This window comes from Paraburkholderia sp. SUR17, assembly GCF_029536165.1.
In the GTDB taxonomy this organism is placed as follows: domain Bacteria; phylum Pseudomonadota; class Gammaproteobacteria; order Burkholderiales; family Burkholderiaceae; genus Paraburkholderia; species Paraburkholderia kururiensis.
Genome location: NZ_CP120508.1, coordinates 2,294,445 through 2,320,724, shown reverse-complemented (window position 1 = coordinate 2,320,724; position 26,280 = coordinate 2,294,445). Strand labels below are relative to the sequence as shown.

Genomic DNA, 26,280 nt, shown 5'->3' with positions numbered 1-26,280 from the left:
CCCATACTCGATCGCGACGGCATGCTCTGCGCCTTCGAGTTCAAAAGTCGCATCGTCGCGCCCGAGCATGACGACAGCGACGACGATGACGATACCCCCGAGCTGCGTCTCGCCCGCCGCGAACGGCGTGCGGCGGCCGCGTTCATCGAGGCGCTCACGCATCGCGACGTGCGCGGTGCGCTCGCCGGCCACGCGGGTTATGTCGACGCAACGCGCGCGATGCTGCTCGACGAACTGGTGCAACGCATTCCGCCCGAGCGCTTCACGTTCGAACTCGCGCCCGACATCGAAGTGGACAGCGAACTCATCGCGCGTCTCGTCACGCTGCACGCGCGTCGCTATCGCTTCGTGCTGGACGCGGTGACCCAGGCTGACGAAACGCTTGCGAAGCTGCTGCCCTACGCGGAGGCGGTCAAGATCGATCTGCGGCTCATTTCGCGCGCGCTATTGCCGAAATTCGCGAGCGTGCTCAAGTCCGCGGGCAAGCTGCTCATTGCGCTCGGCGTGGATTCGCAGGCCGACTTCGAACTGGCGCGCGACCTCGGCTTCGACCGCTTCCAGGGCTATTTCTTCGCGCTGCCGCATGCGTCCAGCACGCGGCGGCCCAGCGCGCCCCGTCACGCGCTGCTCAACCTGCTGAAGCTGCTGTCAGCGGACCCCACGGTCGCGCAGCTCGAAGCCGAACTGAAGCTGAACCCGGTGCTCGTCATGCACCTGATGCGCCTCGCCAATTCGAGCGCATTCGGTCTGGGCCACAAGGTCACGACGTTGCGCGAGGCCATCAATGCCACGGGCACGAATCGCATTGCGCGCTGGACCCAGCTGCTGCTCTATGCCGACGGCCGCAAGGTCTCGCTCGAAGACGATCCGCTCCTGCAACTCGCCGCTACGCGCGCGCGTTTCATGGAGCTGGCGGTGGGTCAGTTGCCCGATGCGGGCCGCGACGAGGCCGACGCGGCGTTTCTCGTGGGCGTGTTCTCGTTCGTCGATGCGGTGTTCGGCGGCACGCTGGAAAGCACGCTCGACGCACTCACGATGTCACGCACCATCCGCGAGGCCATTCTGCATCGCGAAGGTCCGCTGGGGCGTCTGTTGACGGTGGTGGAACGGATGGAGCGCGCGGCGTGGGACGAGGTCGATGCCGTCTGCGCGGAGCTTGCTCCTTTCACGACGCGCGACGCCGTCGCGCTGGCGCTTGCTGCCGGCGAATGGGCGGGCATGGCGGACCATCATGCCGAAGCGGAAGGGTTGGAGCGGATCGAAGACTGATCGGTCGATCCGTGGAAGGAATGAGTCACTGAGAGGAAAGCGCGCCGCCGCAATCGCGGCGCCGTATAGCCCATCAAACGGCACTTCAAGCAGCACCCCTTGCGCGCCGCCGCTATTGCACCTCGATTTCCCGCGCCGGCACCGACACGAAGAACCGCCCTAGCTCGCGCGCCAGTTCATTGAGCGCGCTCATGGCCTGCGGCGTGATCTTGCGCGGCTCGTGCGCGTCGGACCAGTCGCCGTAGAGCAGGGCAACGGGCGCGCCGCCTTCGGCGGCCACGGGCAACAGCACGAACGCGCGTGCGTCATCGAAGGCGTGGCGGAACCACGCCGGCAGCCGCGTTACCATCTTCGGATCGCGCGCATTCTCGATATAGATGCCCACCGCGTTCGCAATCGCGAGATGGAATACGTCCGGCTGGAACGCGGCGTCGAAGGCGAGCTTCGGCAGCGCCTGCTCCACGCCTGGGCCGAAGCCGAACTTCGCCTCGAAGGCGTTCGAGCCGCGTCGCACGAAGACGATCGTGCGCGTGAAGCCGAGTCCGGCGAGCACGGTTTCGGAGGCCAGTGCGAGCGCGGGCTGCAACGAGTTGTCGGGCGGCAAGGCCCGCAGGTCTGCGACGCCGGCAGCAATGCGCGCTTCGGGGTCGAGCGCTTCGCGGGCAATCGCATCGGCGTTGGCCCGCAGTTCCATGATTTCGCGCATCACGCCTTCGCCGGCTTCCTCGCGGGCCAGCGCCACGCTCATTTCCACGAGCACTTCGGGGTCGGTGGAGAGGGCGCGGCTGTAGCGGTGCGCGAGATCGGTGATGTGCGCCTCGCGTTCGCGCGGGTCGATGTCGGGCGCGATCAGCACGCTCGCCACGTCGGTCGAATAGTTGGTGGTGGCGCGCAGCCACTGGATGGAGCGTGGTTCGTCGGCGGCGTGCGGGTCGTAATGGCTCATCCCCGCGCGGATCGTTTCGGGCAGGCGCCAGCGCGAGGCGGCTTCAAGCCCGAGTTCGTCGAAGGTGACGCCGAGCACGGCAACGCTCGCTTCGTTCTCGTCGGCGCCGTCGTTGCAGCGCCGGCGAATCTGGTCCCACTCCGCTTCCAGATAGAACACGACGAGCAGCTTGCCCACCTGGCGCATCAGCGTGCAGACCACGGCTTCTTCGCCCACGCGCAGGTCGCCGTGCTCCGTGAGCTTGCGCGCGACGCAGCCCGAAAGCATGGTGCGGTTCAGTTCGAGCTTGGCGTCGATGCGGCGCGGCGCGGAATGATGGAAGTGATCGACCAGCTTGAGGCCCACCACGAGGTGGCCCACGGCGTCCATGCCGAGCACCATCAGCGCGCGCGTGACGGTGGTGATGTTGCCGCCGAAGGCCATGTACATGGCCGAGTTGGCGAGGCGCAGCACTTTCTGCGTGAGCGCGAAATCGGAGAGCACCACCTGCACGAGTGCGGCGAAGTCGAGGTCGTCGTTGCCCATCGCCGCCACTGTCGTGCGCAGCGACTGCGACAGCATCGGGAAGTCGCCGCGCTCGTTCATGCGCGCCCACAGCCTGTCGAGTACCGCCGCCTTTACCGTCTGCCCCATGTCAATTCCGCGAAAACCCTGCCTGTCCTGGTCCGGCCACTTGCGCCACGAGGCGCCGCCGCCGGCCGTCGATAAGATGTGCTGCACGCATCAGGCCGCTGCATGGAGATGGAGTTCGCGCGCTTCGAAGCGCTGCGCGAGCTCGTCGGAGGGCAGCGCCTTGCACACCAGCCATCCCTGTATGTGGTCGCAGCCCATCTCGGTCAGCAACGTGCGCTGGGCTTCGGTCTCGACGCCCTCGGCCACGAGTTCGAGGTCCAGCGTGCGCGCAAGCCCCACCACCGCGTTGACGATGGCCTGATCGTTGCGCGAGGTTAGCAGATTTTCGACAAAGCTCCGGTCGATCTTGAGTTTGGCGAGGGGAAACCGTTGCAGGTACGCAAGGCTCGAGTAGCCGGTGCCGAAGTCGTCCACGGCAAAACGGATGCCGATAGCCGTTAATTCCTCGAGCAGCACCTTCGCGTGCGCCGGGTCGTGCATGAGCAGGCTTTCCGTAATCTCGAATACGAGCCGGCACGGGTCGAGCCCGGTGAGGCGAATGGCTTCGCGCACGCTGTCGGTGAAGCGCGGATTGCGGAACTGCTGCGCGGAGACGTTCACGGCCACGTATTGCAGCGCGATGCCCTGGGCGTCCCACTGGATCAGCTGCATGCAGGCGGCCCGCAACACCCAGTTGCCGAGATAGTTGATGAGCCCCACCGACTCGGCGAGCGGAATGAACATCGAAGGCGGCACGAGCCCGTGCACCGGATGCTGCCAGCGGATCAGCGCTTCCACGCCCACCACGCCGCGCGTCTGGCTGCTCGTGATGGGCTGGAAGTGCAGCGAGAACTCGCCGTTGCGCACGCCGTCGTAAAGGTCCGATTCGAGCTTGAGGCGCTGGGCGTCGCTCGGGTCGTTGTCGGGCACGTGGAAGGCGAGCGTGTTGCCGCCCGCGGCCTTGGCCTGCTGCAGCGCCTGGTCCGCCCAGCGCTGCAGCCGCGTGTCGCCCGCGGCGGTGCCGGGGCTGTCAGGCGTATCGGAGGCGTGACGGGCGTCCGGGTAGAGCGCGATGCCGATGCTCGCCGACAGATGCACGGGCTGATCGCGGTACGCGTACGGCTGCAGGATCGAGGTCAGCATGCGCCGCGCGAGCGACTCCGCGTGCAGCGAGACGGCCGTCGCGTCGGGACGCATGGCGTTCGAGGGAATAAGGATCGCGAACTCGTCGCTGCCTACGCGGGCCACGGTTTCGTGCTCGCCCACGAGGTGCGTGAGCCGGCGCGCGGTATCGCAGAGCATGGCGTCGCCCGCGTCGTAGCCGAGCGCGCGGTTGATGCGCTGATAGTCGTCCACGTCGAGCAGCAGCAGGGCGGCGGGCAGGCCGGTCTCGTCGGCGGTGCGCTGCGCCGCGGCGAGCGCCGGCGCGAGCGCGGTCACGTTGGGCAGGCCCGTGAGCTTGTCGTGATTGAGCGCGTGGGTCAGCTGGACCTGCGTGGCCTGCCAGGCCGAAACGTCGAAGCCGGCAATGGCGTAGCCATCCACGCCGTCGTGCGGATTCTTCACGACCCGCAGCTCGACGGCCACGGGGTAGGTGAGCGACTTGACGAGATTGAGCGTGTCTTTTTCCACCACACCGCTTTGGGCTGCGCGCGCCAGCAGCGCATCGACGCGGGCGATGTCCGACGCAGCCACGAGGTCGTGCAGCGTGGCCGTCTCCAGGTATTCGCGGTGATAGCCGGCGAAGCGCAGGCTCGCGTCGGAGATGTAGAGAAAGCGCAGTTCGCGATCCACCTGGGCGAGGAAGTCCACGGCGCCGGCAGCCTGTTCGAACGGATTGGGCGCCGGGGGGAGCGTGGCTATGTCCCGTGCCCGCGCCGGGGCGCCGTGGCTCTCGTAGCCGCCGTTGTCATCGCTCTGGCTGTTTCGGGCGCTCTGGTCGCCCGGGGTATGGCCGGCCTGCCCGGCACCGCGCAGCTGATCGGTTGGGTCCGCGGCGTGGCCGTGGGGCCGCCGAACGAGCGCACGCAGGCGCTCGACGACCGTGCTCAGTATGTTCTGGCGTGGCGCGGTGTTCCTGTTCGCTTCCATGTATGGTCGGCAACCCTGTTTCCCGCACGGCCCGGTCTGCGGGCGCGTGATGTGCTTCGAGGCGGAGCCGGGGCGTACCCGAGGTACGTGTTGACACCGCCCATCAGAGCAGGTTATCGACCGGCGAGCATAAATCTTTAGACTCGATTTAAACATTTTGGGGCGCTGCGACTATGCGCCATACGCCCGGTGCGGTGCCGCATGGATTCGGTTAAAGTGGCGCGGTCGTTGCCGGTCACATGCGCGCCCGAACGCATGCGCACCGGCTCACATGGGTCCCGGCGTTATCAGACGCGTGACGGGGCGGTCCGTGAAGGCCGCTGCAAGGGCGGTAAGGGCAGTATGCAGACTGGATGGAGAGCCTGAGCATGTCTGAATCATCGTCGCTGGACACCGCGAGCGTGCCGCCTTCGCCATGCGCATGCGCCCCGGCGGGCGATGTGCCGTGTCCGCAGGCCGAGGCCGCCGGTCCGTCCGACGGCGTGGACGACGCAGCGGCCACCGCTGCCGGCTCCGATAGCGGCTTCAATAGCGGCTCCAATAGCGGCTCCGATGATAGCGGCTCCACGCAGTGCCACGTCGACGGCTGTATCGCCAGCGCGTGCTGCAGCGTTGCCCAGGCGGCCGCGGGCGCCGCCACTGCCGAGCCCGTCTCCACGCAGTTCGTCTACGTGGGCCGTCAACCGATTCTCGATCGCAGCGGTGCGCTGCATGCCTACGAATTACTGTTCCGCTCGGGCCTTCACAACTACGCGGAAGTAACCGACGAGGCGCGCGCCACGGCGCAGGTCGTGGTGCGTACGATCGGCAGCATCGGCGTGTCGGCGGTGCTCGGCTCGCATCGCGGCTACGTGAACATTGGCCGCGAGCTGCTGTTCGACGACATCGTGCATCTGATGTCGGCCGACCGCTTCGTGCTGGAGATTCTCGAAACCGTGACGTTCGACGCGCGCCTGATCCGGCGTGTCGACGAATTGCGCCGCAACGGCTTTCTGATTGCGCTCGACGACGTTTGCGCGCTCACGCCGAGTGTGCTCGCGGCGCTGCCTCACGCGGACATCGTCAAGGTGGACTTTCTGGAGACCGGCCGCGACGCACTGCCCGCGCTTGCCGCGGCGCTGCGCCGCGAAGGCAAGACGCTGCTCGCCGAAAAGGTGGAAACGGAAGAGGACTTCGAGCTGGCGCGCGACCTCGGCTTCGACCTGTTCCAGGGGTATTTCTTCGCGCGGCCGCAGGTGCTGAGTGCGCGCCGCGTGCGTTCGTCGCGCGAAGCGCTGCTGCGGCTACTCGCGCTCGTGGCGCGCGACGCGGGCATCGCGGAGCTCGAAGTCGAACTCAAGCGCCACCCCACGGTGGTCGTGCAGTTGCTGCGGCTCGTCAATTCGAGCGCGTTCGGTTTGGGGCGGCCCATCTCGTCGCTGCGCGAGGCCGTGATCGCGGTGGGCACGCGCCAGATTGCGCGCTGGGCGCAACTGCTGCTCTACGCGAACGGGCGCGACATGCCCTGGCGTTCCGACCCGCTCGTGCAACTGGCGGGCACGCGCTCGCGCTTCATGGAACTGGCGGCGCGCTGGCTCAAGCCGTCGAACGAAGACTTCGCGGACCAGGCCTTCATGACCGGCATCTTTTCGCTCGCTCACGTGGTGATTGGCGCGACGCCCGAGCGGGCGCTCCACAAGCTCGGCCTTGCACGTCCCATTCGCGATGCCATCGTCGATTACGCGGGCGAACTGGGCGCGTTGCTCGCGCTCGCCGAGGCCTCCGAACGCGGCGAATGCTTGCGCGTGACGGTGGCGGGCACGGAACTCGGGCCCGAGGTGCTGGCCGAGTTGAGCCTCTCCGCGGCGGCGTGGTTCGGGGCGCACGCGGGCGACTGAAGGGGCGGCGAACGCGTGCCGGCGCATTGTGGTTCAATGACCGTTCGCCCACCCCGCGAGGAATTTCGAGATGAAACGCAGCGACATGAAGCGCAGCATCAGGCGCGGCACCATCAAGCGCAGCGCGACTTGTGCGGCCCTTGCGGCCGTGTTCGGCGCAGGCCTGTCGATCTACGCGGCGAGTGCATCCGCCACGCTCAAACCCGGCGACGCCGCGCCGAACTTCACCACCGAAGCATCGCTTGGCGGCAAGACCTACACGTACTCGCTCGCCGATGCGCTCAAGAAGGGCCCGGTGGTGGTGTACTTCTATCCGGCCGCCTTCACGAAAGGCTGCACGATCGAAGCCCACGAATTCGCCGAGGCCGTGGACGAGTACAAGAAGTACGGCGCCACCGTCATCGGCGTATCGCACGACAACATCGACACGCTCACGAAATTTTCCGTGAGCGAGTGCCGCAGCAAATTCCCGGTGGCCGCCGACGCCGATTCGAAAATCATCAAGGCCTATGACGCGTCGATGCCGATGCACTCGGCCATGGCCAACCGCGTCTCGTACGTGATCGCGCCGGACGGCAAGGTGCTCTACGAATACACGAGTCTCTCGCCGGACCAGCACGTGGCGAACACGTTGCGCGCGGTCAAGGCGTGGGCCGCCGCGCACAGTCAGCAGTAAAGCCGGCGAGGCGCGTGCCGCGGAGGTCTTCCGGTCTTTCGGCTCAGGCCGTGAGATCGACGATTACGCCCGCGGCACGCCAGTGCATGTTCTGCGTGCGTTGGGCCAAAGCTTCGAGCAATGCGGGCAAGGTCACGCTGCTTGTGCTTCCGGCGCTGCCCGTATCGAGCGTGGAGAGGTAATCGTTGAGCGCGCCGTTCAATTGGCCGATGGCGCCCGTCATGGTGCCGCTTTCCGTGGTGGTGGAGGCGGACGTGTCGGTGCTGACGGTCGGGGTGGTCGCGAGACCCCATTCCCAGTCGTCGCTGTTGCTGCTGTTCGTTGCGGGCGTAGTCAGCGCGCCTGGATTCGCGCGAGCCGACGCCGCAAGCGCAGTGAGCGAGGTGCCGAGGTCACGGTAGGGGCCTGTTGCGGCGTCGATGGCGCCGGCTTCATGCACCGCGCCCGCCATGCCACTCGCGCTCGTATCGTTCGTTGCGCCCGTCTGCGGGTTGCTCAATCCCGCTTGCGCCGCCAATGCGCTTTGCAGCACCAGCGCCTGGTAGAGCGCGACGAGAAAGCGTTCCTTCGCGGACTGCGTGTCTTCGGCCGAAGCGCCGCTCGTGCTCGTTATCGTGCCGCCCGCGGTACTCGTGATGGTGGATGCCGACGTGGCGACCGTAGCGGGATCGATGCCGAGCTGCTGAAGGCTTTGTTCGATGGCGGCCAGCAGCGGACCGTTGCTCGGGTTGCCGGTGGGGAGGTTGCCCGTGCGAGAGGGCGGCTTCTGGGGCGGCACGGCCGCAGCGGCCGGCGCATTCGTGGTGGAGGCCAGTGCGGCCGTCCATGCGCTTTGCGTCATGTCTGATTCCCCGAAGCCTGTTGGCCGTACGCGCTTGCCGCGCATTGATTATTCACCGCATGCATTCCGGCCACGGCGATTCGACGTGCCGTTGGCGTTCCCGTATTGCATTGGAATGCCAACGGATGCTAGCACGTCAAAATCTTACGGATTATCCGGCTTTATCACCCGCTATTACGCCATTACCTGCCCTGGCGAATCGGTCAATACGCGACGTACGGACCGCTGCCGCCGGGCGTGGATTGCTGCTCGATGGCCGCGTAGACCGTGCGTCCGTAGAAGAACGGCAGTCCCCAATCGAAGATCGACGACGTGACGAACGCCGGCCCGGCGAGCAACGGCATCACGGCGTCGCCTGCGTAGGTCTCTGCAAGCGCGCTGGCGTTGCCGACGTCGAACGAGACAGACGCGGTGATGCCGTTCGCCCCCTGCATCACGGCGCTCAATTGCTGCGTGGACGACGGGCAGTAATACGCGCTGTTGGGGCTCGCGCACACGGGTAGCGCGCCGGTCTGGAAGAACACGCCGGTGGAGCCGCTGTCGACGATGCTGCGCGAGTAGGTGGTGCCGTTGTGCGTAGTCGTGAATGTGCCGTTGCTCGCGCTCACGCCGATCACCTGCGCATTGCCGAGCCCGTTGTTACTGCGCGTGCCGATGCCGAAAATCAGCTGTCCCGTGAGCGATGCCTCGCCGCCCGACGTGACGGCAGGCAGCGCGAGCAGCGAGCCGTTGTTGTCGGTGGCGAAATACGGAATGGGATTGGCCACCTGGAACGCTTCGGCAAGCGGGATCGACGTGCAGCCCGAACTCGTGCAGCCGTAGTAGGTGGCCGGCACCGCCTGGTTCACGCAGTTGTAGCCGCAGTCGTGCTTGAACACGCCGATGCCCAGTATGCCGTTGGCCGCAAGCGCCGATGGCGTGTTGCGCGACGCGCCCACGTTGGTGCAGTCCGTGGGCGTGGTGTTGTAGGACGGGTCGATCACCTGGATGGGCAGCGCCGCGGCCTTTTCACCGGCGATCTGCACGTCGGCGATGCGCACGGGCCCCCACGTGTAGCCGTCGAAGAACTGCATGCATTCGGCGAGCGTGTTGCCGGAGGCGTCCTGCTCCTGCGGGAGCGCAACGGACGCGGGCAGTTGCGAGGCGAATACGCGCAGCCCCCACGAGCCGGTATCCACGAGCACGTGGTCGATCGTCTGGCACTGCGCAGTGCCCGGGGCACACACGGTCACGCTGACGAACGGCATGTTGGGCACGCCGCTCACGCCGGCGTCCACGGTGACGGCCGCGGCGTTGGCGGCGAGCGCAGGCTGCGACGACGTCGTGTTGGTGACGGGCTGCGCCGGCGCAGCGGTGTTCGTGCTGGTGCTGCTGCCGGTGTTGGCGCTCGCCCCCGATCCGCCGCCGCCACCGCCGCCGCAGGCGGCAAGAATCAAAGAGAGCGCGAGCACGATGAAAGACGCGCTGAGCGCGCTGCGCGATGAATGCTGAGCAAACATGATCGCCCCTGCCCTTACTGGATGACGCCGACGTCGACGCCGGCCGGCACTGCTCTCGGCAGCCACGCATGACCCGCGAAGGCGCGCAGATGGCCGCCCGAATAAACGACGAGGTCATTGTTCGACACGGCAAGCGGCGTGGCCTTGCGCGTTGCGTTGGCCGCGACGTACTGGTCGAATGCGGCGCCCAGCATCGCCTTGAGGTCCGGCAGCGTGGGGCCTTCCCACGCCACGCCGAAGACGATGCCGCCCGGCGCCACGTATTCGCGCACCACGGTGCCCGAGGCGAGCGTGATCTCGTGCACGGTATAGGCTGCTTGAACAACCGCGGCTTGCGCGACGGCGCGCAGGCTCGCTACATCGTGGTTCACGCTGATCGCGCTTTCACCGAGCGTGGCATGAGCGGGTCCGGCGAGGGCAAAAGCGCCCCCCAGCATTGCGCAGGCAATGCCCATAAAAGACTTCGGCTTCAATTGATTTCCTTCGACGTCGATACGCCTTTGACTGACAGATCGTGTCCGCAGACGGCGGACGGCAAGCGCAGACATGGGCGGGGCCGGCGCGGGTCGCCGGGGTGCGTCGCGATGCTGCGTGGATGCGTCAACGGAGGACCGACGCGAATCTTTAGCGGTGCAAAGAGAGGCCGTGCAATCGTTTGCGCGAAAGATGGAACGATTTCCTGCTGCGGCGCCGTTTGAAAATCAGGTCGACGCGGCCGGCTTGTGTGGCAAGACGGTCTGTTTTTGCGGAAGCAGGCGTTTTAAGCGAACGGGCGTTAGCGAGGCCGTTGTTCGGCCGAAAAAAATTTCAGGGCAGACGAGCCCGCGCGAGATTCTTAAGCGGGTTTTTCATACGCGGGTACATCGCTTGCTGAATGATGGGCACTCACCTTGTTCGTTGGGTACGGCAGGGGAGAGGACAGCGACGCGGCGACCCTGCGGCGTCGCTTCACGGCCGTGGCCCGCGTATGGAGGCGTCTATGCTTGGAACCATTCTGATCGTCGTACTGCTGCTATTGCTCGTCGGCGCGTTTCCCGCCTGGCCTTACAGCCGGAGCTGGGGCTATGCGCCTACCGGCACGCTCGGCCTGATCGTGGTGATCGTCGTCGTGCTGGTGGTGTTGGGGCAGATATAGCCCTCAGCGTGTCATGCAGTGGGCCGCGCGGGGCAGGCGCGGCCCACTCTTTATTGCGCATCCTGCGAGGTGCGAGGCAGCGGGTTTGACCTGCTTCCCAAGCCAGTTATTTCACCGCTCCCGCTTCGAACGTCCCCGGCCTCCGCCTGCTGTCCCACCACACGCGCAGCCGATCCATGTAGAGATACACCACCGGCGTCGTGTAGAGCGTGAGCATCTGGCTCACGATCAACCCGCCCACAATCGAGATGCCGAGCGGCGAGCGCAGTTCTGCGCCTTCGCCGCGTCCGAACGCAAGCGGCAGCGCGCCGAGCAGCGCTGCGCAGGTCGTCATCATGATCGGGCGGAAGCGCAGCAGGCACGCCTGATAGATGGCGTCGCGTGAAGAGAGCCCCTCGCGCGAGGCCTGGATCGCGAAGTCCACCATCATGATCGCGTTCTTCTTCACGATGCCGATCAGCAGAATCACGCCGATCAGCGCAATGATGCTGAACTCCGTATTGAAGAGCAGCAGCGCGAGCAGCGCGCCTACGCCCGCCGAGGGCAGCGTGGAGAGAATCGTGAGCGGATGGATGTAACTCTCGTAGAGAATGCCGAGCACGATGTACACGGCCGCGAGCGCCGCGAGAATCAGGATCGGTTGGTCCGACATCGACTGCTGGAACGCCTGGGCCGTGCCCGCGAAGCTGCCGTGGATCGTGCCCGGCATGCCGATGCGCGCCATCGTGTCATAGATGATCGCGGTCGCCTGCGAAAGCGAGCGCCCCGGCGGCAGATTGAACGAGATCGTGGAGGCCACGAACTGGCTCTGGTGATTCACGGAAAGCGGCGTGTTGCCCGGCCCGAACTTCGCGATGGCCGAGAGCGGCACCATCGTTTCCTTCGAGGTGGAGACCGCCGCGCCTGACGACGCCCCCGACTTGCCGCTCGACGCAATCGAATTGATCGCGAGGTTGCGCGCCGAATCGGCCGCGATGGTGGCCGCGCTCGACGCGGTGGTGCCCGCCGTGCCACCCGCAGTGCTTGACGTGGTGGCGGTGGCGGCCGTGCCCGGCCCGCTCACGGTGCCTGCGGTGGCGTTGGTGCTCTGCACGCCGCTCGCGCTGCCGCCCGAGGTGCTCACGTAGATCTGCTTGAGCATGTCGGGGCTCTGCCAGTATTCGGGCGCCACTTCCATCACCACGTGGTACTGGTTGAGCGGGTTGTAGATGGTCGATACCTGACGCTGGCCGAACGCGTCGTAGAGCGTGTTGTCGATCTGCGCGGGCTTGATGCCGAAGCGTGCCGCGGTGGCGCGGTCGATGGTCACCATCGCTTCCAGCCCGCCTTGCTGCTGGTCCGAATTCACGTCGGCGAGTTCGGGGCGCGCCTGCAATGCCTCGGTGAGCTTCGGCGTCCACGTGTAGAGGTCGCTCGTGTTGTCGGCGAGCAGCGTGAACTGGTACTGCGCATTCGACTGGCGTCCGCCCACGCGAATGTCCTGCACGGCCTGCAGGAATGTGCGGGCGCCCGCCACGTGCGAGAGCGGTCCGCGCAACTGCTGGATCACCTGATCGGCCGTTGCCTTGCGCACGCTCTTGGACTTGAGCGAGACGAACATGAAGCCCGAGTTGGTCTGCCGGCCGCCCGTGAAACCCACCACCGTATCGACGTTGGGATTGGCCTGCACGATGCGCATCATTTCGGAGAACTTGATCTTCATGGCCTGGAACGACGTGGCCTGGTCCGCCTGGATGCCGCCGATGAGCCGCCCCGTGTCCTGCTGCGGGAAAAAGCCCTTGGGCACGATGATGTAGAGCCACACGTTGAGGCCGATGGCGGCAATCAGAATGAGGAGCACCGTGCGCGGATGGCGCAGTGACCAGCCGAGCGTGCGTTCGTAGCCGTTCTGCATGGCCACGAAGCGCGCTTCGAGCCAGCGCGAAAAGCGGCCTTCCTTGCGTGCATCGTGCGGTTGCGCGAGCAGCCGCGAGCACATCATCGGCGTGAGCGTGAGCGAGACCACGAGCGACACCGCAATGGCCAGCGACAGCGTGAGCGCGAACTCGCGAAAGAGCCGCCCCACGATGCCGCCCATCAGCAGAATGGGCAGGAACACGGCGACGAGCGACACGCTGATGGAGAGCACCGTGAAGCCCACTTCGCGCGCGCCGAGCAGCGCGGCCTGCATGCGCGGCACGCCTTTCTCGATGTGCCGCTGGATGTTTTCGAGCACCACGATGGCGTCGTCCACCACGAAGCCGGTCGCGATGGTGAGCGCCATCAGCGAGAGGTTGTCGATGGAAAAGCCCATCAGGTACATCGCCGCGAAGGTGCCGACAATCGAAATGGGCACCGCCACGCTTGGAATCAGCGTAGCGCGCCAGTTGCGCAGGAACAGGAACACCACCATCACGACGAGCGCCACCGCGATCATCAGCGTGTGCTCGGTGTCTTTCAGCGAGGCGCGAATCGTGACCGACCGGTCCGCTGCGGGTGTGACGTCGACGTCCGCCGGCAGCGACGCCTTCAGTTGCGGCAGCATCGCGATCACGCGGTCCACGGTTTCGATGATGTTCGCGCCCGGCTGCCGGTACAGGATCACGAGCACCGAGCGCTTGCCGTTCGAGAGGCCGAGGTTGCGCAGGTCTTCCACCGAATCCACCACGTCGGCCACATCCGAGAGCAGCACGCCCGCACCGTTGCGATACGCGATCACGAGGTCGCGGTATTGCGCGGCGTGGCTGGCCTGGTCGTTGGTGTAGAGCTGCACGTGGTTCGGGCCGAACTCGATGGCGCCTTTCGGACTGTTCGCGTTGGCCGAGGCGAGCGCGGCGCGCACGTCTTCGAGCCCGATGCCGTAGTGAAAGAGCGCCTGCGGTTTCAGCTCCACGCGCACGGCAGGGTTCGCCGAACCGCTCACGTCCACTTCGCCCACGCCGTCCACCTGCGAGAGCGATTGCTGCAGCACCGTGGCCGCCGAATCGTAGAGCTGGCCCGCCGTGAGCGTGTTCGACGTGAGCGCGAGAATCAGAATGGGCGCGTCGGCCGGATTGACCTTGTGATAGGTCGGATTGCTGCGCAGGCTCGACGGTAGATCCGCGCGCGCCGCGTTGATGGCGGCCTGGACGTCGCGCGCGGCGCCGTCGATGTCGCGGTTCAGGCCGAACTGCAGCGTGATGCGCGTGTTGCCGACCGAACTCATCGAGGTCATCTCGGTGACGTCGGCAATGGTGCCCAGATGGCGTTCCAGCGGGCTCGCCACGCTGGTGGCCACGGTCTCCGGACTGGCGCCGGGCAGCGTGGCCTGCACGGAGATGGTGGGGAAGTCCACCTGCGGCAGCGGCGCTACCGGCAGCCGCGCGAAGGCGAAGAGGCCGGCGAGTGCGATGCCGATGGCGAGCAGCGTGGTGGCGACGGGCCGGGCGATGAACGGGCGCGCGAGGTTCATGGCTTATGCCTCGGGCGTCGTGGCGGACGCACTACCGCCTGTGCCGCCGCCCGTGCCGTTGTTTTTGCCGCTACTGCCGCCGCTTTCCATGCCGAACCGCTCACGCAGCCGGCGCGCGAGCGAATCGAAGCCGAGGTAGATCACGGGCGTCGTGAAGAGCGTGAGCAACTGGCTCACGATCAACCCGCCCGCAATCGCGATACCGAGCGGCCGGCGCAGTTCCGAGCCCGCGCCTGTGCCGAGCATGAGCGGCAGCGCGCCCAGCAGCGCCGCCATCGTCGTCATGAGGATGGGGCGGAAGCGCAGCAGACACGCCTGGTAGATCGCTTCGCGCGGCGGCTTGCCTTCCACGCGCTCGGCCTCCAGCGCGAAGTCGATCATCATGATGGCGTTCTTCTTCACGATGCCGATCAGGAGCACGATGCCGATGATGCCGATGATGTCGAGGTCATGGCCCGTCAGCATCAGCGCGAGCAGCGCGCCCACGCCGGCCGAGGGCAGCGTCGAGAGAATCGTGATGGGATGGATGAAGCTCTCGTAGAGCACGCCCAGCACGATGTACATCGTCACGATGGCCGCGAGAATCAGGAACAGTTCGTTGGAGAGCGACGCCTGGAACGCGAGCGCCGCGCCCTGGAAGCGCGTCTGGAACGACGCGGGCAGGCCGATGTCCTGCTCGGCCTGGTCGATCGCCTTCACGGCCGCACCGAGCGAGGCGCCCGGCGCGAGGTTGAACGACACCACGGTGGCCGGGAACTGCGAGAGGTGCGTGACGAGCAGCGGCGCCGCACGCTCGTGGAAGCTCGCGATGGCCGAGAGCGGCACCTGCCCGTTGGTGGCGGTTGAGGAGGGCAGGTAGATCGAGTTGAGCGAGTCCGTGTAGTGCTGCATGTCCGGCTGCGACTCGAGAATCACGCGGTACTGGTTCGACTGCGTGAAAATGGTCGAGATGATGCGCTGGCCGAACGCGTCGTAGAGCGCGTTATCCACGGTGGCCGGCGTGATGCCGTAGCGCGAGGCGGTGGCGCGGTCGATCTCGATGTAGACGGACTGCCCGTTCTGCTGAAGGTCGGTGGCGACGTCGGCGAGTTCGGGCGACTGCTGCAGACGGCGCACGAGCTTCGGCACCCACGTCGCGAATTCCGCGATATTGGGCGTGGTGAGCATGAACTGGTATTGCGTGGGGCTCACCGTCGAGTCGATCGTGAGGTCCTGCACGGGCTGCATGTAGAGCGAGGCGCCCGGGAAATGCGCCACCTGCTGCTGGATCTGGCGGATCACTTCGCTTGCCGTGTCGCTGCGCTCGTCGCGCGGCTTCAGGTTGATGAGCATGCGGCCGCTGTTGAGCGTGATGTTGGTGCCGTCCACGCCGATGAACGAAGTGAGGCTTTCCACGTTCGGGTTCTTCAGCACTTCGGCGGCGAGCGCCTGCTGGCGCTCGGCCATCGACTGGTACGAGACCGACTGCGGCGCCTGCGTGATGGCCTGAATCACGCCCGTGTCCTGCACGGGGAAGAAGCCCTTCGGCACGAAGACGTACAGTACGGCGGTGAGCACGAGCGTGCCGAGCGCCACGAAGAGCGTCAGGCGATGGTGGTCCAGCACCCAGCGCAGCGCTACCGAATAGCGTTCGATCACGTAGTCGATGAACGCGTGGGCGCGTGCTTCGAAGCCGCCGTTTTCTTTCGGCGGCGTGTGGCGCAGCAGCTTCGCGCACATCATGGGCACGAGCGTGAGCGACACCACCGCGGAAATCACGATGGTGACCGCGAGCGTAATGGCGAATTCGCGGAAGAGACGCCCCACCACGTCGCCCATGAAGAGCAGCGGAATCAGCACCGCGATCAGTGACACCGTCAGCGAAATGATCGTGAAGCCGATCTGCTTCGAGCCCTTCAGCGCCGCTTCGAGCGGCGTGTCGCCTTCCTCCACGTAGCGCGCGATGTTTTCGATCATCACGATGGCGTCGTCCACCACGAAGCCCGTGGCGATGGTGAGCGCCATCAGCGAAAGGTTGTCGAGCGAGAAGCCGCACAGGTACATCACGGCGAGCGTGCCGATCAGCGAGAGCGGCACCGAAAGGCTCGGAATGACGGTGGCGTAGATGTTGGCGAGGAACAGGTACATCACGAGCACGACGAGCACCACCGACATCAAGAGCTCGAACTGCACGTCGCGCACCGAGGCGCGGATGGTCGTGGTGCGGTCCGTGACCACCTTCACGTCGAGCGAGGCCGGCAGCGATTGCTGCAGCGTGGGCAGGAGCCGCTTGATGCTGTCCACCACCTGGATCACGTTCGCGCCGGGCTGGCGCTGCACGTTGAGAATGATGCCCTGCGTGTTGTTCGCCCACGCGCCCAGCTTGGTGTTTTCCGCGCCCTGGATGATGTTGGCCACATCCGTGAGCATCACGGGCCGGCCGTTGCGGTAGGCGACCACGGCGCTCTTGTAGGCGTCGGCGTCGGTCAACTGGTCGTTCGCGTTGATCGTGTAGTTGCGCGTGGGGCCGTCGAAGTTGCCCTTCGGCGTGTTCACGTTGAGGTTCGCGATGGTGGTGCGCAGGTCGTCCAGATTGAGCCCGTAGGCCGCGAGCGCGCGCGGGTTGGCCTGAATGCGGATGGCGGGACGCTGCCCGCCCGACAGCGAAACGAGCCCGACGCCCGCTACCTGCGAGATTTTCTGGCCGAGCCGCGTGTCGGCGAGATCCTGGATCTGCGTGAGCGGCAGCGTCTTCGAGGTGATGGCAAGCGTGAGAATGGGCGCGTCGGCCGGGTTGACCTTCGCGTAGATGGGCGGCGCGGGCAGGTCGGAGGGCAGCAGGTTGCCGGCTGCGTTGATGGCGGCCTGCACCTCCTGTTCGGCGACGTCGAGCGGCAAATCCAGGCTGAACTGCAACGTGATGACCGACGAACCCGCCGAACTCTGCGACGACATCTGGTTCAGCGATGGCATCTGCCCGAACTGCCGCTCGAGCGGCGCGGTGACCGAAGACGTCATGACCTCGGGGCTCGCGCCCGGGTAGAACGTTTGAACCTGGATGGTCGGGTAATCCACTTCGGGCAGCGCCGAGAGCGGCAAGAAGCGCAGCGCGACGAGGCCGACCAGCATGATCGCCGCCATCAAGAGGGCGGTGCCGACCGGGCGCAGGATAAAGGCGCGGGATGGATTCATGCGGCGTTACTGGTTGGCGGCGGCTTGCGAGGCATGGCGGCGGTGGCCGTGAGCGCCCGAGGCACCCGAGGCACCCGAGGCACCCGAGGCACCCGAGGCACCCGAGGCACCCGATGCTGCGTAGGCGCCTGACGCACCCCGCGCGCCCGACGTGCCGCGCGGCATGTCGGCCGGGATCGTGATCTTCGCGCCTTCGCGCAGGCGGTCGGAGCCGTCGATCACCACGCGCTCGCCCGCGGCAAGGCCGGACTTGATGCTCGAGCGTTCGCCGTCCACCGGCCCCACCTTGACCGGACGCACCGTGACCGTGTTGTCCGGCTTCACGACATAGACGAACTGGCCCATCGATCCGTTCAGCACGGCCGAGGTCGGCACGATGACCGCATTTTTCAGTACGTCCACGAGCAGGCGCGCGTTGACGAACTGGTTCGGGAAGAGCCCGAGCCCGGTGTTCGGGAACAGCGCGCGCAGTTTCACGGTGCCCGTGGTGGTGTCGATCTGGTTGTCCACGGTTTCGAGGTAGCCGCCTTCGAGCGACGTGGTGTTGCTGCGGTCGTAGGCCGTGACCGACATCTTCGTGCCCGTGTGCAGCTGCTTCATGATGGCGGGCAGGTTGTCCTCCGAAGTGGTGAACACCACGCTGATGGGCTGGATCTGCGTGAGCACGACGATGCCGTTGGTGTCCGAGGGCGTCACGTAGTTGCCCGGATCCACCTGGCGCAGGCCGACGCGGCCCGAGACGGGGGCCGTGATGCGCGCGTAGGCCAGATCCAGCTTGAAGGTGGCGACGTTGGCGCGGTCGGACTTCACGGTGCCCTCGTACTGCTTGACGAGCGAGGCCTGCGTGTCCACCTGCTGGCTCGCGATCGAGTCCTGCGAGAGCAGCGTCTGATAGCGCTTGAGGTCGAGCCGTGCCGTGGCGAGCAGCGCTTCGTCGCGTGCCAGCTGGCCCTCGGCGTTCGCGAGCGAAATTTCATAAGGGCGCGGATCGACCTGGGCGAGCACGTCGCCTTGCTTCACCATCTGCCCTTCCTTGAAGTTCACCGACTGGAGCGTGCCCGAAAGCTGGGTGCGCACCGTGACGTTGGCGAGCGGCGTGACGGTGCCGAGCGCGGTAATCACGATCGGCATGTCGCCGGGCGACGCGGTGGCCACGTGAACGGGCTGCGGCATGTTGGCGAACGCGCCGGGGCCGCCGCGTCGCGCCATGGGGCCGCCCGGCCCACCGGCTCCGCTGGCGGCGCCGGGCGCGGCGGCGCCGCTTCCCGCGCTCCACGGATGCCAGCGCGCGATCACGATGCCGGCCACGATGAGCGCGACGACGAGCAGCCCAAGGGCACGGCCGCGGCCGCGCGGCTTTTGCGGCGGCGGGTTGCCGCCCGGCGAGCCTTGCGTGCCGTGTGTGTCCTGAGGTCCGGTCGGCGCGGACGGCGTCCGCGATGCCTGGGCGGGCTCGTCGTTGCGCGGCGTGTCGAGAGGCTTTTGTTGTTCGTCCATCGGTCAGATCGGTAACTGGCGTGTAGGTGGAAGCGGCGCGGCCGGTGCGGCGGGCGCCTGCGGAGTGGTCACGTGGCGCGGGCGCCGGTCCCGCAGCGGTACGGCGGCCGAGGCGCGCGGAATCGGCTCGATGCTACGCGAGGAACGTGGAAGAAGCGGTGACGTTCCCGCGATGACGCTCATCGGAATGGGCGGTCAGGCCGCGCGGTGGCCTGGGTTGCGGTCTGCCCGGTGCGCCGGTCCGCGGCCTTTCGCTGGCCGCATGCGCCGCGCCTTGTCCTGGGAGGCTCGTTCTCGGCGAACGGGACGAAGAGGCGGCAACGGGTATCGGATGTGCAATCGGTTGAGTGAGCGGGTGTGGTCGGCATGTGCGGCAAAAACAGTGCAAGCGAACGGCGCGACAGCGGTGCATGCGGCGCGTGGGCGTCGGACCGTGAGGATGCGGGCAGCGGACAGGGCAGCGGGACACTGCGCCGCGCAACGGCCCCTCGCTCGCGCCTCGCCGGAACGGCACGCAAGCCGCACTGCGGCCGCGTCGAAGAACCATGATGCTACGTCCGCGCCCAAGTTACAGTCCAGCGACGTATTTTTCGGTGGATTACGCGCGGGTCATGCACGCCGCGCGGGAGGTGTGGCTGGAGTGGCTGGTACAGCTTCGGTGCTGACGGTGGCGTGATGGGGTGCCCAATGGCCGGGGTCGAACAAGAGGCGACCAGCAGACGGGCGCCGCCGCCCCTTGTCCCGCGGGCCAGGCCGCGAATGCGACAGACCGCCCGGCCTAGTTGTCCAGCCGCTGCCCCGGCGTGCCGCCGATCTCGCGCACGATGTTCGCAATGCATTCGGCGAGAGCCGGCACGGCGCGCTCGATCAGCCAGTCGCGCGGACACTGGTGCGCCGCTCCGCCGCAATTGACGGCGTAGCGCTCGCCGGCCGGCCCGACGAAGCCCGCCGCGATCGCATTGAGCCCTTCGTGCCATTCGCCCGTCGCAATCGCAAAGCCTTGCGTCGCGGTCTCTTGCAGCGCTGCATCGAGCCGTCCGCCGATCAGCGCCCAGTCGTCGCCTGTGGCTGCCTGCAGCGCGACGAGCATCTTGTCGCGCTCGGGCGCGTCGAGCGCGGCCAGATACGCGCGGCCTACGGCGGTGCGCGGCATGTCGATCCGTGAACCCACTTCGAGCCGCGATACCAGCACCGCGGAGCGCGGCCGGATGGCGTCGATCACGACCATGTCGAGCCGGTCGCGCACGGCGAGATGGACCGAGAGCGCGGTGCGCTCGGCAAGCTCGATCAGGAACGGCCGGGAACGCGCCCGGATGTCGAAGTTGCGTAGAAAGCCATGCGAAAGCTCGAGCACGGAGGCCGTCAGCACGAAGCGTTCGCTGTCCGCGAGACGGAGCAGGAAGCCCGCGTTCACGAGCGTCGCAGTGATGCGTGAGAGCGTCGCCTTCGGGATGCCGGTCTGTTCGGTGAGTTCGCGGTTGCTGATGGGCGCGTGGGCTGCGGCGACGCAGCGGAGCACGGCAAGGCCGCGTGCGAGCGCCGTGACTTCGTCGCCGGATCCGTCCTTGTCTTTGGCGGGATTGGCGACCGGGTGGGGCGTCGTGGTCATGGTCAGTGTTTATGAAACATCATTTCAGTTTAGTTGAGCAACCTACGGAGGCCGGCAATGTCGATCTGGCCGCTCATCTCATATTGTGAGTCTCGTTCCGGGGCATGGGGTTTATCGTCGGAGTGCTGATTTTCGCGACAGATCATTCTACTGTACCGCGGCGTGCCGTCCGGCGCGGGCGATGCGCGCAAAGCCAAATTTTTCTTGACTTCGTCAGCATAAATGGAAAAAATGGAACCCGATTTCGAATTGCCGCTTCGGTGCATCATTTATTGTCCGGCTCCCGATGTGTGTCAAAATATGCGAATTGCATAATATGCCGCGACAACGAGGACGCACAGGCGCTTTCATGCACGCTCCAGCCCGGCCGGCTGTGGTGCACTCCGTCCCCGCACGAGTCCCCCAGGACTTCGGATTACCGTCTCTCAGGTTCTAGCACGGCCCTCGGAATGGCTAGAACTTTTCAAGCGTCACGCGACAGCGTGGCGCTTTTTTTTCGCCCTGCGTTTCTCTCTCCGAACGGCGTCGATTCGATGGTTCGCGTCTACATCTCTGGCGCAAACATGAATTTATATTCATGAACCGGAGCGCGAGCCGACATCTCCACGCGGGTAAAATCCGCGCATCGAAAAAGGAATGCGATATGGCGCAATTGCGCGTACTGACCGTCGAAGATGATGCCGTCACGGCAAACGAGATCATCGATGAACTCAGGAAATGCGGTTTCGAAGTCGACTGGACCGACAACGGCAAGGAAGGCATGAGCCGGGCGATGAGCGAGCAGTACGACGCCATCACACTGGACCGCATGCTGCCCGGCGTGGACGGCCTCACGATCCTCACCACCATGCGCACGATCGGCGTGCAGACGCCCGTGCTGATGCTCAGCGCGCTGGGCGATGTCGATGAACGTATTCGCGGCTTGCGCGCCGGCGGCGACGACTACCTCACCAAACCGTTCGATCCCGAGGAACTCACCGCCCGGCTCGAAGTGCTGCTGCGGCGTGCCCAGGCGCGAACCGTGGCGCCGCAGACGGTGCTGTGCGTCGGCCCGCTGAGCCTCGATCTCATTTCGCGCAAGGTGCGCCGCGACGACGAAGAAATCGCGCTGTTGCCCACGGAGTACCGCGTGCTCGAGTTCATGATGCGTCATGCGGGCAAGACGATTACGCGCACCATGCTGTTCGAGGCCGTCTGGGGTTATCACTTCGATCCCGGCACCAATCTGATCGACGTCCATATGGGGCGTCTGCGCAGAAAGATCGACCCGCCCGGCGTGGCGCCGTTGATCCAGACGGTACGCGGCGCGGGTTACATGATCGGCTGATCTATTAAGTACTCCCCTTGAACGAACTTTCTTCTTCCCCGCCGATCGGCGTGGGCCGGCGTTGGCACACCACGACATTCCGCTGGCTCTCGGGTTATGCGGCGATCTTTGCGGCTTCCATGACGTTGCTCGTGGGTGTCATCGCGTGGGCGGCGACGAACGCGATGGAGCACGACACCGACGACATCATGGCCTGGCAGCTCATCTACTTCGACTCCATACCCGACGTCGAACTGGCGGGCGCCATACACAGCCGTCTCGAACACGAACGGATGCACACGAACTTCTACGGCCTCTTCACGGCCGACGGCCGCCATATTGCGGGCGACGTCGTGCACTTGCCGCCGCGGCTCACGTTCGACCGCAATGGGCGAACGCTGCGCCACACCCTGAAACTCGTGGACGGACAGCAGTCTCCAATCGTGCGTGCCATGTGCGAACGGCGCACGAACGGCACGATCCTGCTGGTCGCGCGCGACCTCACGCACATTCTCAAGATGCGAGAGGCCGTGATTCGGGCGCTCGTGATAGGCGGTCTTCTGGTCCTCGTTGCAGGTGTTGCCGGCGGGCTCGTACTGAGCGTGCGACAGTTGCGCCGCGTGCGCGAGATTCGGCGCGTCACGCAGCGCATTGCCCGGGGCGACCTCAATCAGCGGCTGCCGATTGGCGGACGCGACGAACTCGACATGCTCTCCCATCTCGTGAATCACATGCTCGAAGAGGTGGAGCGGTTGATGAGCGAGGTGAAGGGAGCGTGCGACGGCATTGCGCACGACCTGCGCACACCGCTTGCACACGTGCATACGCTGCTGGGACGAATCGCGGAGCGCACTGCGCAGTGCGGCGACGACGGCGTCGCGACCTTGCTCACGCGCGCGCGCAGTGAAACGGATACGTTGCTCGAGCGTTTTCGCGCCATGCTGCGTATCTCGGAGATCGGCGCGTTGCAGCGCAGAGGCGGTTTCGGTCGCGTCGATCTGCGTCTGCTCATTGAGGAGCTCGGCGAACTCTACGAGCCGCTGGCCGAGAGCCGGAGCATGGGTTGGACACTGCTCGCCGAACCGGTCGATGAAATTCATGGCGACCGCGCACTGCTGTTCGAGGCGTTCAGCAACCTGCTCGACAACGCCATCAAGTTTTCGCCGGAAGGCGGGGCGGTGGGCATGACGTTGCGCGCAACGCCGTGGGGCCCGGCCGTCGACGTCTACGACGAGGGTCCCGGCATTCCACCCAACGAGCGCGATGCGGTCCTGCAGCGTTTCTATCGTAGCGAGCAGGGGCGTTACGTGCCGGGGTCGGGGCTCGGGCTCAGCATCGTATCTGCGGTCATGCGTGTGCACGATTTCACGCTGCATATCGAGGACGCGAACCGCCACGAGGTCAACGCGACGCACGCTGGTCCCGGCACGAAGATCACGGTCGAGTGCTGGCCGCGTGCGCTTGCGTGACCCGAACGGAACCGTGACGCCATGCGAATCCTTCTTGTCTCCGCGCCGCACGCAGAGGGCGCGTGGCTGCATAAGGCATTGCGCGAAAGTACCCATAGCGTGCAACGGACCGAAGATTTGCGCGACGGCGTGTTTCTCGCCTCGCAAGAGCCCTACGACGTCATCGTGATCGTGGCAACCGAGGCGGCGACGCTCACGCCCCTCGTGGAAACGTTGCCGCGCTTCGCGGCGGTCGGCGCGGCGTCGATCATCGTGCTGCTCGGCCGCGCGAGCGCCGGCGATCGGTCCAGAGTGTTGCGTGCGGGCGCCGATGCGTGTTTCGACCAGCCATGGTCGTTCATCGAAATGCACGAACGGATGCAGGCGCTTCAGCGCACGGCAGCCGTGTCCCCGGTCCCGGCGTACGCGCCCGGCAGTATGCCGCGGCTCGATGGACTGACACGCGAACTGGTCGAGGAGCGCCGGCGCGTACCGCTGACCAAGCGCGAGTATCTGCTGATGGAGTGCTTGCTGCGTCAGACCAATGCGCCCGTGCCGCGCGAACAGTTGATTCGCTACGCGTGGCCCGAAAGGGAAGACATCGAACCGTCGAGCGTCAATCTCGTCGTGTCCAGGCTGCGTCGCAAGCTTGAGGCACACGCGCTTCGCGCGCGCATCGAAACCGTCAGCCGGTACGGCTACGAACTGAATACCGGCCAATAGAAACAAAAGAAGGAGGGCAACGGCGTGGCGCCGTTGCCCTCAGGACGAACGCGGTTTTCAGGAGCCGAAGTAGGGCACGCAGAAACTGGGCGGCCCCACGCAATCGGACTTTGCGCTGTTGGCCGGCGGCAGCGCGCAGCCGGCCAGCGCCGCGGCGGCAATCGCCGCGATGGCGTAGCGCGAGGACTTCTTCAAGAGGCTCATCGGGTTCAAGGTTGCCGCTCCACAGGCGGGCTATCCGGCGAGTACGCGGAGCCTTGCCGGCGCCGCGTACGGTCGTGCCGCCTATGCGCAGGCAAAGCGATCAGTGAGCGTAGATGGTGGAATTGAGGTATGCGAGCTGCCCGTCCTTCTCTGCTTCCACGAGTTCCTGATAGACCTGAGCACGCGTTTTCTGCATGACAGGCTGCCCATAGGGCGGCACCCAGCCGCCTTGCGAAGGCGTTGCCGCGGTGTTCTGGGCGACTTGAGTGGCCGCCGTGGCCGGGCTCGAAGCGTTGGCGGACGGCGTGGACTGCGCGAAAGCGGACGTGGCCGAAGCGAGACCGACAAAGGTGGCAGCGATCAGCAGCGTTTTCATGTTGGCTATCCTCATTGACTGGATTGATGATCCGGTGTGCCAGGCAAGTTGTGCCATTGCATTCCGGTCAGAGTCAGGATAGTGAGCAGCGCCTATCGAATTGAATGCGCGACCATGAAGAAAGTTTTAGAGATTGGCATGCGCCGGGGAAGTGCTGGCGGCCGTTCTGAAAAAAGGGTGTCGCGCAGATGAACGAAGTTTCATTTTTCACCTGCTTTTTAACACGCCGCTGTCACCGCCCAATCCTACATTTTCCGCTCCCACCAGGCGGTGGCGAGGATGCGCATACGAGGCAAACCACGCTTCGCGAGGCGCAGGAGATTTCATTCTTTTCCGCGGAAAACTTGAACATGAAAAAAGCGTTGTTGACTACGCTCGCTGTGGTAGCGGGGACGGTTTCATCATTTGCCCACGCGCAAAGCAGCGTCACGCTGTACGGTACGGTCGATGCCGGTATCGACTACGTGAGCAACCAGAAGGGCGCCGCGGGTGCGGGACACAACAACTGGATCATGGAGTCCGGCAACCTGAGCACGGACCGCTGGGGCCTGCGCGGCTCCGAAGACCTGGGCGGCGGCCTGAAGGCCGTGTTCGACCTCGAAAACGGCTTCAATATAGCGAACGGCAAGCTCGGCAACGGCGGCGACGAGTTCGGGCGCCAGGCGTGGGTGGGGATCGGCAGCAACGCATACGGCACCGTTACGCTGGGTCGCCAGTACGACGCGCTGGTTGATTTCGTCGCGCCGCTTTCGGCCACGGGCTCCGGTTTCGGCGGCAACATTGCGGACCATCCCTTCGACAACGACAACCTCAACAACGACTTCCGCATGAACAATGCGATGAAGTTTCGCAGCGCGAATTACGCCGGTTTCTCGTTCGAAGGCGCGTACGCGTTCAGCAACATGGCGGGCGGCTTCTCGAACAACAACGCCTATACGCTCGGCGCGGCCTATGACGGCGGCCCGCTCAATCTTGCGCTCGCCTACTTCCAGTCGAACCAGCCGGGCGGCGTGAACAGCCCGACGAACACGGGCGGCGCGATGAGCAGCAACGACGGCAACGCGACCATCACCGGGGCGCGGGAACGCATTCTGGGCGCGGGCGGGCGCTATGCCTTCGGCAACGCGACGGTGGGGCTCGTGTTCACTCGCACGACGGTCGACGACCCGCGCCAGATCGCACAGGGCGGCTCATACGGCGCAGTCAGTGGCGACTACCTCACGTTCAACAACTACGAACTGAATGGCCGCTACGCGCTCACGTCGCGCTTCAGCCTGGGCGGCTCGTATACGTTCACGGACGGACACTTCGGAACGGCGACGGGTGCTGTTTCGCCGAAATGGAATCAGTTCATGCTGCAGGCCGACTATGCGATGAGCCGCCGCACGGACCTCTATCTCGAAGGGGTGTACCAGCACGTCTCGGGTGCGGATGGCATCGCGGTGCTCGGCAACGCGTCGATCTATTCGCTCGCGGCGTCGTCGAACGACAAGCAGGTGGTGGTGGCGGCCGGTATCCGCCATCGCTTCTGAGGCAAGGGCTCGCGGCGACGCGACAAGAGGGCTGTAAC

General features: G+C 65.8%; 19 protein-coding genes. 8 read left to right on the top strand and 11 right to left on the bottom strand.

Going from position 1 to position 26,280, the window contains the following annotated elements; all coding sequences use genetic code 11:
• Window positions 1–21 precede the first annotated feature (21 nt).
• Complete coding sequence (locus P2869_RS10165) at window positions 22–1,269, top strand: EAL domain-containing protein (RefSeq protein WP_277598105.1); 1,248 nt, start codon at window positions 22–24, stop codon at window positions 1,267–1,269.
• A gap of 112 nt (window positions 1,270–1,381) precedes the next feature.
• Here P2869_RS10165 and P2869_RS10160 read toward each other — a convergent pair whose 3' ends face one another.
• Window positions 1,382–2,848: an HDOD domain-containing protein gene (locus P2869_RS10160; protein ID WP_026121794.1), complete on the bottom strand. Its 1,467-nt coding sequence runs from the start codon at window positions 2,846–2,848 to the stop codon at window positions 1,382–1,384.
• A gap of 90 nt (window positions 2,849–2,938) precedes the next feature.
• On the bottom strand, window positions 2,939–4,690 hold the full coding sequence (locus P2869_RS10155) for an EAL domain-containing protein (RefSeq protein WP_346833745.1): 1,752 nt from the start codon (window positions 4,688–4,690) through the stop codon (window positions 2,939–2,941).
• A 596-nt stretch (window positions 4,691–5,286) separates the two neighbouring features.
• Here P2869_RS10155 and P2869_RS10150 point away from each other — a divergent pair.
• Both P2869_RS10150 and P2869_RS10145 read left to right on the top strand, forming a co-directional pair.
• The gene (locus P2869_RS10150) at window positions 5,287–6,795 is read left to right on the top strand and encodes an EAL domain-containing protein (protein ID WP_277596365.1); all 1,509 of its coding nucleotides are present in this window, start codon (window positions 5,287–5,289) and stop codon (window positions 6,793–6,795) included.
• Between the two features lie 85 nt (window positions 6,796–6,880).
• Entirely contained in the window at window positions 6,881–7,471 is a 591-nt protein-coding gene (locus tag P2869_RS10145) for a peroxiredoxin (RefSeq protein WP_277598104.1), read from the top strand.
• A 43-nt stretch (window positions 7,472–7,514) separates the two neighbouring features.
• Here the strand turns inward: P2869_RS10145 and P2869_RS10140 are convergent, their stop codons facing one another.
• The 3 genes from P2869_RS10140 to P2869_RS10130 form a co-directional block, all read right to left on the bottom strand.
• Window positions 7,515–8,312, bottom strand: coding sequence for a hypothetical protein (locus tag P2869_RS10140; protein WP_277596364.1), 798 nt, complete (start codon window positions 8,310–8,312; stop codon window positions 7,515–7,517).
• Between the two features lie 203 nt (window positions 8,313–8,515).
• Entirely contained in the window at window positions 8,516–9,811 is a 1,296-nt protein-coding gene (locus tag P2869_RS10135) for a DUF3443 domain-containing protein (RefSeq protein ID WP_277596363.1), read from the bottom strand.
• A 14-nt stretch (window positions 9,812–9,825) separates the two neighbouring features.
• Window positions 9,826–10,266, bottom strand: coding sequence for a DUF2844 domain-containing protein (locus P2869_RS10130; protein WP_277598103.1), 441 nt, complete (start codon window positions 10,264–10,266; stop codon window positions 9,826–9,828).
• A gap of 524 nt (window positions 10,267–10,790) precedes the next feature.
• On the opposite strand from P2869_RS10130, the gene P2869_RS10125 reads away from it, so the two are divergent.
• Window positions 10,791–10,946: a DUF3309 family protein gene (locus tag P2869_RS10125; protein ID WP_017776485.1), complete on the top strand. Its 156-nt coding sequence runs from the start codon at window positions 10,791–10,793 to the stop codon at window positions 10,944–10,946.
• Between the two features lie 106 nt (window positions 10,947–11,052).
• Here P2869_RS10125 and P2869_RS10120 read toward each other — a convergent pair whose 3' ends face one another.
• The 4 genes from P2869_RS10120 to P2869_RS10105 all read right to left on the bottom strand — a co-directional run bounded on the left by P2869_RS10120 (window position 11,053) and on the right by P2869_RS10105 (window position 20,653).
• Window positions 11,053–14,376: an efflux RND transporter permease subunit gene (locus P2869_RS10120; protein WP_277596362.1), complete on the bottom strand. Its 3,324-nt coding sequence runs from the start codon at window positions 14,374–14,376 to the stop codon at window positions 11,053–11,055.
• A gap of 3 nt (window positions 14,377–14,379) precedes the next feature.
• Complete coding sequence (locus tag P2869_RS10115; RefSeq protein ID WP_277596361.1) at window positions 14,380–17,547, bottom strand: MdtB/MuxB family multidrug efflux RND transporter permease subunit; 3,168 nt, start codon at window positions 17,545–17,547, stop codon at window positions 14,380–14,382.
• Between the two features lie 6 nt (window positions 17,548–17,553).
• Window positions 17,554–19,044 (bottom strand): MdtA/MuxA family multidrug efflux RND transporter periplasmic adaptor subunit, encoded by a 1,491-nt coding sequence (locus P2869_RS10110; RefSeq protein WP_277596360.1) that lies wholly within the window; start codon window positions 19,042–19,044, stop codon window positions 17,554–17,556.
• Window positions 19,045–19,822: 778 nt separating this feature from the next.
• On the bottom strand, window positions 19,823–20,653 hold the full coding sequence (locus P2869_RS10105) for an IclR family transcriptional regulator (protein WP_017776488.1): 831 nt from the start codon (window positions 20,651–20,653) through the stop codon (window positions 19,823–19,825).
• Between the two features lie 652 nt (window positions 20,654–21,305).
• Here P2869_RS10105 and P2869_RS10100 point away from each other — a divergent pair.
• Genes P2869_RS10100 through P2869_RS10090 form a run of 3 tightly spaced genes read left to right on the top strand, consistent with a single transcriptional unit; the run spans window position 21,306 to window position 24,130 of the window.
• Window positions 21,306–21,980, top strand: a complete 675-nt coding sequence (locus tag P2869_RS10100) for a response regulator transcription factor (protein WP_126876337.1) — start codon at window positions 21,306–21,308, stop codon at window positions 21,978–21,980.
• Window positions 21,981–22,030: 50 nt separating this feature from the next.
• Window positions 22,031–23,428 (top strand): HAMP domain-containing sensor histidine kinase, encoded by a 1,398-nt coding sequence (locus P2869_RS10095; protein WP_277598102.1) that lies wholly within the window; start codon window positions 22,031–22,033, stop codon window positions 23,426–23,428.
• Window positions 23,429–23,449: 21 nt separating this feature from the next.
• The gene (locus tag P2869_RS10090) at window positions 23,450–24,130 is read left to right on the top strand and encodes a response regulator transcription factor (RefSeq protein ID WP_277596359.1); all 681 of its coding nucleotides are present in this window, start codon (window positions 23,450–23,452) and stop codon (window positions 24,128–24,130) included.
• 57 nt (window positions 24,131–24,187) lie between these two features.
• Here the strand turns inward: P2869_RS10090 and P2869_RS10085 are convergent, their stop codons facing one another.
• Both P2869_RS10085 and P2869_RS10080 read right to left on the bottom strand, forming a co-directional pair.
• Window positions 24,188–24,343: a hypothetical protein gene (locus P2869_RS10085; RefSeq protein WP_156125654.1), complete on the bottom strand. Its 156-nt coding sequence runs from the start codon at window positions 24,341–24,343 to the stop codon at window positions 24,188–24,190.
• Window positions 24,344–24,434: 91 nt separating this feature from the next.
• Window positions 24,435–24,710 (bottom strand): DUF4148 domain-containing protein, encoded by a 276-nt coding sequence (locus P2869_RS10080; protein WP_199539844.1) that lies wholly within the window; start codon window positions 24,708–24,710, stop codon window positions 24,435–24,437.
• 350 nt (window positions 24,711–25,060) lie between these two features.
• Here P2869_RS10080 and P2869_RS10075 point away from each other — a divergent pair, with 350 nt between their 5' ends.
• Window positions 25,061–26,242, top strand: a complete 1,182-nt coding sequence (locus tag P2869_RS10075; RefSeq protein ID WP_277596358.1) for a porin — start codon at window positions 25,061–25,063, stop codon at window positions 26,240–26,242.
• Window positions 26,243–26,280 lie beyond the last annotated feature (38 nt).